The 8884-nt window shown below is 54.6% G+C and carries 5 protein-coding genes and 1 pseudogene; all 6 read right to left on the minus strand.

Going from position 1 to position 8884, the window contains the following annotated elements:
• Window positions 1-36: 36 nt before the first annotated feature.
• Entirely contained in the window at window positions 37-1110 is a 1074-nt protein-coding gene (locus PMI17_RS12040) for a T6SS immunity protein Tli4 family protein (protein WP_007889818.1), read from the minus strand.
• Window positions 1107-1250 (minus strand): annotated as a pseudogene (locus tag PMI17_RS25720) (acetyltransferase); the annotation flags it as partial. The pseudogene PMI17_RS25720 and the gene PMI17_RS12040, both read right to left, overlap by 4 nt.
• Window positions 1251-1305: 55 nt before the next feature.
• On the minus strand, window positions 1306-2436 hold the full coding sequence (locus PMI17_RS12045) for a T6SS immunity protein Tli4 family protein (protein ID WP_036621014.1): 1131 nt from the start codon (window positions 2434-2436) through the stop codon (window positions 1306-1308).
• On the minus strand, window positions 2429-4051 hold the full coding sequence (locus tag PMI17_RS12050) for a hypothetical protein (RefSeq protein WP_007889828.1): 1623 nt from the start codon (window positions 4049-4051) through the stop codon (window positions 2429-2431). The genes PMI17_RS12045 and PMI17_RS12050 overlap by 8 nt, the downstream gene beginning before the upstream one ends.
• A gap of 3 nt (window positions 4052-4054) precedes the next feature.
• Window positions 4055-6556 carry a type VI secretion system Vgr family protein gene (locus tag PMI17_RS12055; protein WP_007889829.1) on the minus strand — a complete coding sequence of 834 codons (2502 nt, stop codon included), beginning with the start codon at window positions 6554-6556 and terminating at the stop codon, window positions 4055-4057.
• 43 nt (window positions 6557-6599) lie between these two features.
• On the minus strand, window positions 6600-8884 hold a 2285-nt coding region (gene tssH / locus PMI17_RS12060; RefSeq protein ID WP_007889832.1), incomplete at its 5' end, for a type VI secretion system ATPase TssH.

Here is an 8884-nt window from a genome sequence, read left to right on the forward strand (position 1 = left end):
GAAGTTCATGGAAAGCATTACCAAATTCACTAAAGGCTATTTATAGCGCAGGGAATTGACCAGTCTGTCCCAGATTTCAATCATCTGCGCTTCGCTATAGCGCGTTTTTTTATCAAAATTGTTTATTCCCATGGTTAACCATGGTTTCGCTGGCGCAGCATCGGCCTCGTTGGCATACAGGTCAAACTCATAAAGAGGATTGACATTATTATCCACAGTTTGCGGACCACCGGATAACCATGCCTGGGCTGGTACTCCACCCGGTGAAAGTGCATATTTTTTAATGGTATGCTGATCAGTTATTTTGAGTGTTTTTTCGATTTCTGCAGTACGATTAAAAAGTGTGTCATTAGAACCGGGGTATTTATTATTTGTATACACGCCTAGAATTAAGTCATCATTTTCATAACTAAATGTAATTTTTTCAATATGCTGACCACTATCATCCCGGATAAATCCGTTCGGAATGCACACGCCTTTAGCCGACGGAATATCCTCATCTTTTCTGCCGCTTAACCGGGATATCAGGGACTGCAGGGCAGCCAGCTTGGCTGGTTTCTCATTCATTTGATCTTCGGTAAAACCAGCCTTAATATATGTTTTTTTCCTTTCTATATATTTAGTACTGGATAGATCAAGTATTTCCGCTGTGATAATAAAAGCTGTCATATTGACAAATACATGTGCCTCCAAAACTCTTCCGAGATCATCTTCCCCTGAAATATTCCTGTCGAAAATAACCCCTCTACCACCAGGAAGGATAATTTTCTCTTTTATAAATGGTGCGTTTACAGACTCATTTTCAGGCTTATTAATGGCATCGCGTAGCGTTTGCTCTCTTAACTGCACCCGCTGTTTAAATGCGGGTGGATAGAGAGGTTTGCTTTCAATTTTAAAGTCATCGATAAAAATCATATCGTGAAGCTTATTGTTAAACGACGCAGGAACATCAATCACATAACGCCCGATACACTGCGGTTTGGTTTGCGCAAACAAAGTATTTATTACTGGACTTCCCTTCTGCACTGGCGTGGATGCCGTAGCCGGGGTAATTAACAACATACTGCCCGCTATAAGAGATAACGCTGTAAGCTGCCGAACAGTCTTCATGGGCCCGGGATCTCCTGAACCATTTTCACAATCGCCCTGAGGGTAAACTGCAGGGCAGGCCTGTACTGTATATCCTTCAGGCTGCTGACGTCATAGGCTCCCTAATGGTCAACGTGGGTTGCCAGAACGCTTTTGATTTCGCTGGTTTGAAATTTATGAACAGATGATGCAAATAACTGCCATTCTTTTCACCAGTCAGAACGCTCCCGGGCGCACACGTACGCTACGGCTTATCGTGTCCCATAATGCGATAATTTCCTCTTTGCTGAAGGAAGTTGGCGACATGCGCTGATTATCCAGGGTAAGCATAAAACCCGGGGTCTTATAACTGGCCGTCATTTCATTGATATACATCTCAAAATGATATCGTGGTTCATCGTTGTCTTCTTGCAAGCCTGTTGCCAGGAACTCCTGCACCTGCAGCCCGTTTACACTAAATGCCCCTTTTCTTTCTATTCCTCCCCGTGAACGGGAAATATTACTTTTTATTTCTCCCATTCTTTCCAGCACGGTATTTTCTTCTCGCGTAAAGTTATCATTCGAAACCGCAATGCGTATATTGTCGAAAGTATTACTGATGAGTCCTATGTTAATATCCTCCCGTTCCATTGCTATTGGGTCGGAGGCAATAAACGCATGGGTGATACAGGACCCTGGCTTCGTCGGAATGACGTCATTATCCCTGCCGCTGATCCTCGCCATCAGCAATTGCATCTGGCTGACATCACTTGCGACATAGTTTCTGGCTGGTCGCCCCCTTCGTTGCTCATTATATATAGAGCTCGAATCATTTATGGTCTGCTTTTGAAATTTAATAACTACGCCATTAGTATATAAATAGCCTTCCAGCATGCGCATTGCGTCCGCAACACTTTCGTTTTCATTCCTTTCAAAAATTACACCATCCATACTATCCGGTAACAACCAGACTTTTTTTAAAAAGGGCATATCCTGAGCGTCAATCGTTTTGCTTTCTCGCAGAGCCTTTTCACGTAATGCGATTAACTGCACAAAACCCGGATGATACATTTTCTTTGTCGCCAGATAGGTTTTATACGAATCCTCCGGCCGGGAAATAACCGCTGCCCAAATATTGTTATCCAGAGATGCTGTTTCACTATAGGCCTCAAAGGAGGATGGCAGATCGAGCATATAGCGCCCGACGCAGTAAGGTTTCATTTCAGCGTTTATCTTATTCATATCTACCTGCTGTGATGCTGTTAGTGTTTGCGGTGACGGGTTATAAGGGCGAAAATATTGATACAACCCATATCCCACGACGATTAAAGCGGCGACGATTATTATTTTTTTTTTTATATTATTCATGGTACGCAAGCCCTGTGTTTTTCACCTGTTGTGCAATTCTGATAATTGAGCGAAGAGTAAACCAGCGCGCATTCATGGTGTTGTCCGATTTATATGCCCCCTCATGGTCAACGCCCACACCGAGCTGAGCTTTTAACTTCGGAGAATTGATCACTGCCGCTCTGACCGGTACCGTACCGTCGCCATCGTCCGCTGGGGTCGATAATTTATATTTACGTGTAACATAACCTTGATCGGGTATTTCCAGCGTTGCATAGCGGATGGTCTGGTTTAATTTTCCCGCAGGGTAGAATATTTCCCCCTGTTCGCTGACCTGCGAGCGGTAGGCTTCCGGGGTATGTTTTCCACTTGCGTCCTTCCAGTGCAGTTCTGCATAAGAGGGATATTTCACGCCGTCATTTCCATAAAAAGCATAGGTACTTTCATGGTAGCGTCCATTAAGTCCTTCTATAAACTTTCTAACTTTATTATCAATAATATCCACATATAATTGCCAGTCCTTCTCCAGTTGAATTTTATCCATATCTTTATTTTCTGGATTAATAAAGCGTTCCTCGCACAACCCCCACCACGCCGACCTCTGAGTGTAGATTTCCGTATAAGGGTCTGTCTGAGGCAAAGGCAGCTTAAAGCCCTCAACGTGAAACCAGCCCATACCGTATCCCTTGCCAGGCAAGAGCTGTAGAGGGCCCGGCGATTGTGCCAGCACAGAGGTCATTTCAGCGCCATTACTGCCAATTACTAAACCTGGTATTCCTTCCTCCCCCGCTTTCATCCGTTTATAGGCCATCGGGGCGCCACGATCTGGCATCACCCCGTGCACGATACCCAGTATATTATTCTGTCCGTAATCGCCTTCCAGCAGTTCCGAATAATAACGGGCGACGAGCCCCCCCATTGAATGGGTCACCAGAATTACCTTCTCGCATTTGCGTCCGCTAGCTTTGTAATCGCCAATAATCTTTTCAATACGCTTGGCCAGCATTTTAGCTGAATCCACATTCGACTGTAGCCAGTTATAGCCCACTGCATGGACCGGAAAGAGGTACTGATAGCTTAGTGCCACTTCCTCAGAGGTCAGGTTACTCTCCCCCATCTCGGCTCCCAATGCTTTATCCAGCAGCCTCTCACGCAAGGTCAGGCTACCATTTTTACTGGTCTTATTTTTTAACATTGTCTGGTTATCGTTCAGCGCTTCCTGGAGCCAGGGGAGGAAAGTGCCGTAGCTCATCGCCCCCACTTCTCCCCAGCCTCTTTCCCGGCGAGATTTAAATAACAAGCGCTCTTCCAGACTTTCAGTCTCGATTTTCCCGCTGGGATCAACCACGGTTTTGGTAGGATCCAGTAATTTTTTCCTTTTCGCTGGCCCCCTTCCAATCCAGGGTAACATGCTTGCATTACCATTGACGGTCCAGACCGGATTACCGTCATCGGGGTTCATTAAATTACTGCCCATCACCCCCGGTAAAAACACAACCGGGATGACTCTGTCCGGCATCTTATAAAGTTTGAGCCACTGCTCCTTGTCTTTCGGCGTGGCAATGACCTTATAGAGGGGGTGACCAAACTTGTCGTAGCCTAGCAGGACACTATTGCTTTCAGTGGCTTCAATCATTTGTTAGTCCTCATCCTTCAGGTTTATCTGCAATGATGCAGGGTCAACCAGGTTTTGCTTTTCCCCACGACCGGATGCAGAGGTCATTAACTCCTGCACGGTACCATCGCTGTGCGTCAGGCTGATTTTCTGACCCGCTACAGCTTTATCAGAATAGGGCCACCGTACTTCAGGTCCTATTTCAAATTCGCTGCTCTCCCAACTCTGTGCCGCCTGGCTCATACTCTGCCCGCCGAACTTCTGCCACACCGCCGCCCGCTGGATGATTTTGTCCGGTGCCGCGCATTCCACGACACCATCAGCAATACGGATATAACCGCCTCCGCTGGTGAGAATAATTTCCTGCTTCGCGCTGATAACCAGCTTGCCTTCGCTACTGCTGATGCGAATATCTTTCAGCGCATCCAGCGTCATTTCATCCCCCTGCGCTTGTATCTCTACCTTTCCTTTGCTGGCAAAAATTTTGATACCCAGCTTTTGGGCGAATAAACTCATTCTTTCCCCGGCCGCTACGGTAAATCTTTTCAATGCACTGAAATCAGTATGTTTGCCGCTGGTGCTGATAACATTCTCACCCGCTGATAGCTGCACACTTTTTGGCGTGCTTTGTGCAATGCCCTCCGGAGCAGAGAGTAACAACGCAGATCGTTTCAAATCGGTAAGCGTTTGCTGCAGCAGCATCTTCTGAGCCTGGATATCGGCTATTTCGGCTTTCGCTGTTTCAACCGCACTACTCAGCGCTTCGGCCTGGTTCAGGGCCAGTCGCAGCTGGCTCAGCGCCGCCCCCATATCCAGCGCATTTCCCTGCGCCGCCGTCTGCCCGTCGGCGCTGATAAACAGCCCTTTGCTGGCGCGGATGGCGCCCCAGCTGTCAGTGCGCAGCTCAAAACCTTCGCCGCGCGGCTGGCGCTCACCGTCCACCAGATGTCCGAGATTCAGCTGACTCTTGCCGCCGTACTCGGTGCTGAGCTTGATGTGCTCCTGGCCGCGCGTGTCATCGAGGCGCAGCTTGTTGTTGGCTGGCGTGCGCAGCACGTTGCGCTTGTAGTTGCGGATGGTGACGTGGTCGGCGCGCGATGAGTCGTGCAGCACCCCGGCGATGTACGGGCGGTCCGGGTTGCCGTGCTCGAAGCCAATCGCCACCTCGGTGCCGGCCAGCAGCGGCAGGTGCAGGCCATAGGTGTCGCCGGCGAACGGGCGCGCCTGGCGCACCCACAGGCTTTCATGCCCGCTTTCCCAGCCCGCGCGGTCAAACAGCATATTGACGCGATAGCGTCCGTCGCGGTCAATGTGCCCGTAGGTGTCGTTGGTGGTGGTGCTGGTGATGCGCGCCGGTAGCGTGCCCGCCATCACCGGGCGCGGCGCGGGTTCCGGACGGTAGCCGTAGCGGCCTTCCGCCGGGATGCCGTGAAACGCGGTTTCCATGCTGCTGTCGCGCGCCGCGCGGCAGACAAGCGAGGTGATAACCACGCCGCTGCGAAACATCTCCGCCGCGTTGCTGCCGCTGGCGCGCACCACCACACCCGGCATCAGCGAGGCACAACTGGATTTGGCGCTCAGCTGCGTCTGCCGGTTGAGGTAGCGCTCGTGGCGCAGCCGGGCGTAGAACGCGCCGCTTTCGGTTGCAGGCGTTGCGCTGTAAACCTCGCCCGCCTGCAGATAGTTATCCGCCCAGTGATAGGCCTCGCCGTAGGTGGTGTCGTCGCCGCCGGTGACGTCGGCCTGCGCGTTCATGTCGGCGCTGGCGTCGCGGTAGTTGTAGTCGCGGGTGCTAACGGTTTTCTCCACCACCCGGAAGCGGCTCTCCATCGCCCACACCGATTCTACGCCGCTGTCGTGCAGGCCGGACGGCGGCACGGCGGGCAGCGTCAGGCCGGTCACGTAGCCTTGCGGGCCGTCGTAAAACTCCACCACGTCGATGTTGAGGCGCGTGTCGGTGGTGAAGCGGAACCAGATGCCGACCTCCGCCAGCAGGCGCGAGATGAAGCGCAGGTCGTCCTCGTCAAACTGCATCACCTGCTCGCGCTTCGGGTAGTCGCGGCTGAGGTTAAATACAAAGTCCTGCCCGCGCATGCCGTGGCGCTCGCGCAGGATGGCTTCGGCAATCTGCGGCACCGACATGTCCTGCCAGATGGCGTTCTGACGGGTGCGGGAAAGCAGCGCCAGCCGCGGCTGCAGCGTGATGGCGTAGCGCGCTTCGTCCGCCGAGACCCCGAGCGCATCAAAGCCGGTTACCACGCCCTGCACCACGCGCAGCGGACCGGCTTTGTGCAGCCGCTCGCTAAGGCTCTGCGAGGATGGCAGCAGCGTCAGCGACGCCGGTTTCCGCAGCATCGCTTCGCGGCTGATGTGCTTGTCAGTGCTGGTGAAAATGATGTTCCAGCTGAACGGCGCGCTCAGCGCTTCTGCGCCTTCGAAGCTGAGCACGTCCAGCGGTGATGTGCTGTCGGTGATCTTCAGCAGATGATGGCTGTGGCTGAAGGTGATAATGGCCGTCTCTGTCATGGTGAAATCCTTTTATTGCCGCGTACAGAAAACCGTCGTTAACTCAGAACGTAAAGGTCACATCGCCTTCTTCACTGGTATCCAGCGTCAGGCTGTTGCTTAAGGTGCCGCTGGCGTGGTGCTGCAAAATCATCTGGCTTAGCACCGGCAGAATCTGCTGATTGAGCAAACTGTCGACGTTGCGCGCGCCGGTGTCCGGCAGCAGGCAGGCGTCGGTGAGCATGTCGTACAGACCTTCGCCGATGGTGGTGCGGATGCCGTAATGGCGTTGCAGCCGCTGGCTGACCTGCTTCAGCTTCATTTCCACGATGATGCGCATTGCGTCGCGCGCCAGCGGACGGTAAATCACCGTCTGGAAGCGCGCCAGCAGCGCGGGCTGGAAGTGGTCGCGCAGTATCGGGCGCAGGCACTCCTGCAGGTCGGATTCGGCGGCGTCCGGTGCTTCATCAAGCAGCTGCATCAGAGCATCGCTGCCGAGGTTCGAGGTCATCAGGATTACCGTGTTGCGGAAGTCGATTTCGCGCCCTTCGCCGTCGCGCATAAAGCCACGGTCAAACACCTGATAAAACAGGTTGATGACGTCGCGGTGCGCTTTTTCCACTTCGTCAAGCAGCACCACGCTGTACGGGCGCTTGCGCACCGCTTCGGTAAGAATGCCGCCCTGCCCGTAGCCGACGTAGCCCGGCGGCGAGCCTTTGAGTTGGGAAACGGTGTGCGCTTCCTGATATTCGCTAAGGTTGATGGTAATTAACGACTTCTCGCCGCCGTACAGCAAATCGGCCAGCGCCAGCGCGGTTTCGGTTTTGCCGGTGCCGCTGGTGCCGACCAGCAGGAACACGCCCTGCGGGCCGTTTTCCGAAGTGAGTCCGGTTTTCGAAGCGCGCAGGCGCTGGGCGATGGCGCTGAGCGCGGCGTCCTGACCGACCACACGCGTGGCGAGCTGGGTTTCCAGCGTCAGCAGCTCCGCCTGCTCGTCCTTCATTAATGAAGAGAGCGGTACGCCGGTCCAGTCGGCAATCACGCCCGCCACGATGCGCGCGTCGACGTCGGCGGTGAGCAGCGGCTCGCCGGGCTGCAGCGCGTCGAGGTCGGTCTGGAGCTGTGCGATGGCGCTGCGCTGGCTGGCGTCTTTGCGCCCTTCCAGCAGCTGCTGCATCAGCGACTGCACAATGCCGTAGCGCTGCTCCAGCGCCTCCAGCTCTTCATCAGTGAACGCAATCTGCGTCGCGATGTCGGCCAGTCGCTCCTGCGGAATGGCGCCGCCGAGCGCTTCATCGTCGAGGATGGCGCGCTGCTCAATATTGAGCGCGTCGAGTTTTGCTCTGAGTCGTGTGATGGCTTCTGGCACCGTGTCCTGGCTCATGCGCACACGCGCGGCGGCAGTGTCGAGCAGGTCAACCGCCTTGTCCGGCAGCTGGCGGCCGGTGAGATAGCGACGCGACAGCGTGACGGCGGCGCGCACCGCCGCATCGGTGATGTGCACGCCGTGGTGTTCGGCGTAGCGGGATTTCAGGCCGCGCAGCATCAGGCAGGCGGTATGGTCATCCGGCTCGTCGACTTTCACCATCTGGAAGCGGCGCTCCAGCGCGGCGTCTTTCTCGAAATACTGTTTGTACTCGCTCCAGGTGGTGGCCGCGATGGTACGCAGCTCGCCGCGCGCCAGCGCCGGCTTCAGCAGGTTGGACGCGTCCGCGCCGCCCGCTTGGTTGCCCGCGCCGATGATGGTGTGCGCCTCGTCGATAAACAGCAGGACCGGATGTGGCGCGGCCTGCACTTCGGTGATGATGTTTTTCAGGCGCTGCTCGAATTCGCCCTTCACGCCCGCGCCCGCCTGCAGCATGCCGAGATCCAGCGTATGCACGCTGACCGGCTTGAGGCTGTCCGGCACGTTACCTTCAACAATGCGCAGCGCCAGGCCTTCGACCAGCGCGGTTTTACCCACGCCCGGCTCGCCGACCAGAATCGGGTTGTTTTTGCGGCGACGCGACAGGATATCGACCATCTGGCGGATTTCGTTGTCGCGGCCAAAAACCGGGTCGATTTTGCCGCTGCGCGCGTCAGCGGTGACGTCGCGGGTGAAGCGGACAAGGGCTTCGGTGGTTGGGGTTTCGGTTTCACGTGCCGCGGTTTGTTCGAGGCTGCTGACGGGCATCTCCAGCTGTTCCGCTTCCGCACGCTCATCGGACTGCGCTTCCAGCATCGGCTGTAAACGCTCAAGCTGGCTCATGCGCAGGCTCAGCAGCGGCCACAGACCTTCGCAGCGTACCAGCGACGGCTGCTCAGACAGCGCCATCAGCAGGTGAATACTGCGGATTTGCGGGTTGTTAT

Origin of the sequence: Pantoea sp. GM01, from assembly GCF_000282675.1 — a bacterium.
Classification (GTDB): Bacteria; Pseudomonadota; Gammaproteobacteria; order Enterobacterales; family Enterobacteriaceae; genus Pantoea; species Pantoea nemavictus.

Bases quoted from the DNA above. Each gene is read 5' to 3' on its own strand.
- PMI17_RS12040 (WP_007889818.1), bottom strand. From the start codon at position 1,110: ATGAAGACTGTTCGGCAGCTTACAGCGTTATCTCTTATAGCGGGCAGT.
- PMI17_RS12050 (WP_007889828.1), bottom strand. From the start codon at position 4,051: ATGATTGAAGCCACTGAAAGCAATAGTGTCCTGCTAGGCTACGACAAG.
- PMI17_RS12045 (WP_036621014.1), bottom strand. From the start codon at position 2,436: ATGAATAATATAAAAAAAAAAATAATAATCGTCGCCGCTTTAATCGTC.
- PMI17_RS12055 (WP_007889829.1), bottom strand. From the start codon at position 6,556: ATGACAGAGACGGCCATTATCACCTTCAGCCACAGCCATCATCTGCTG.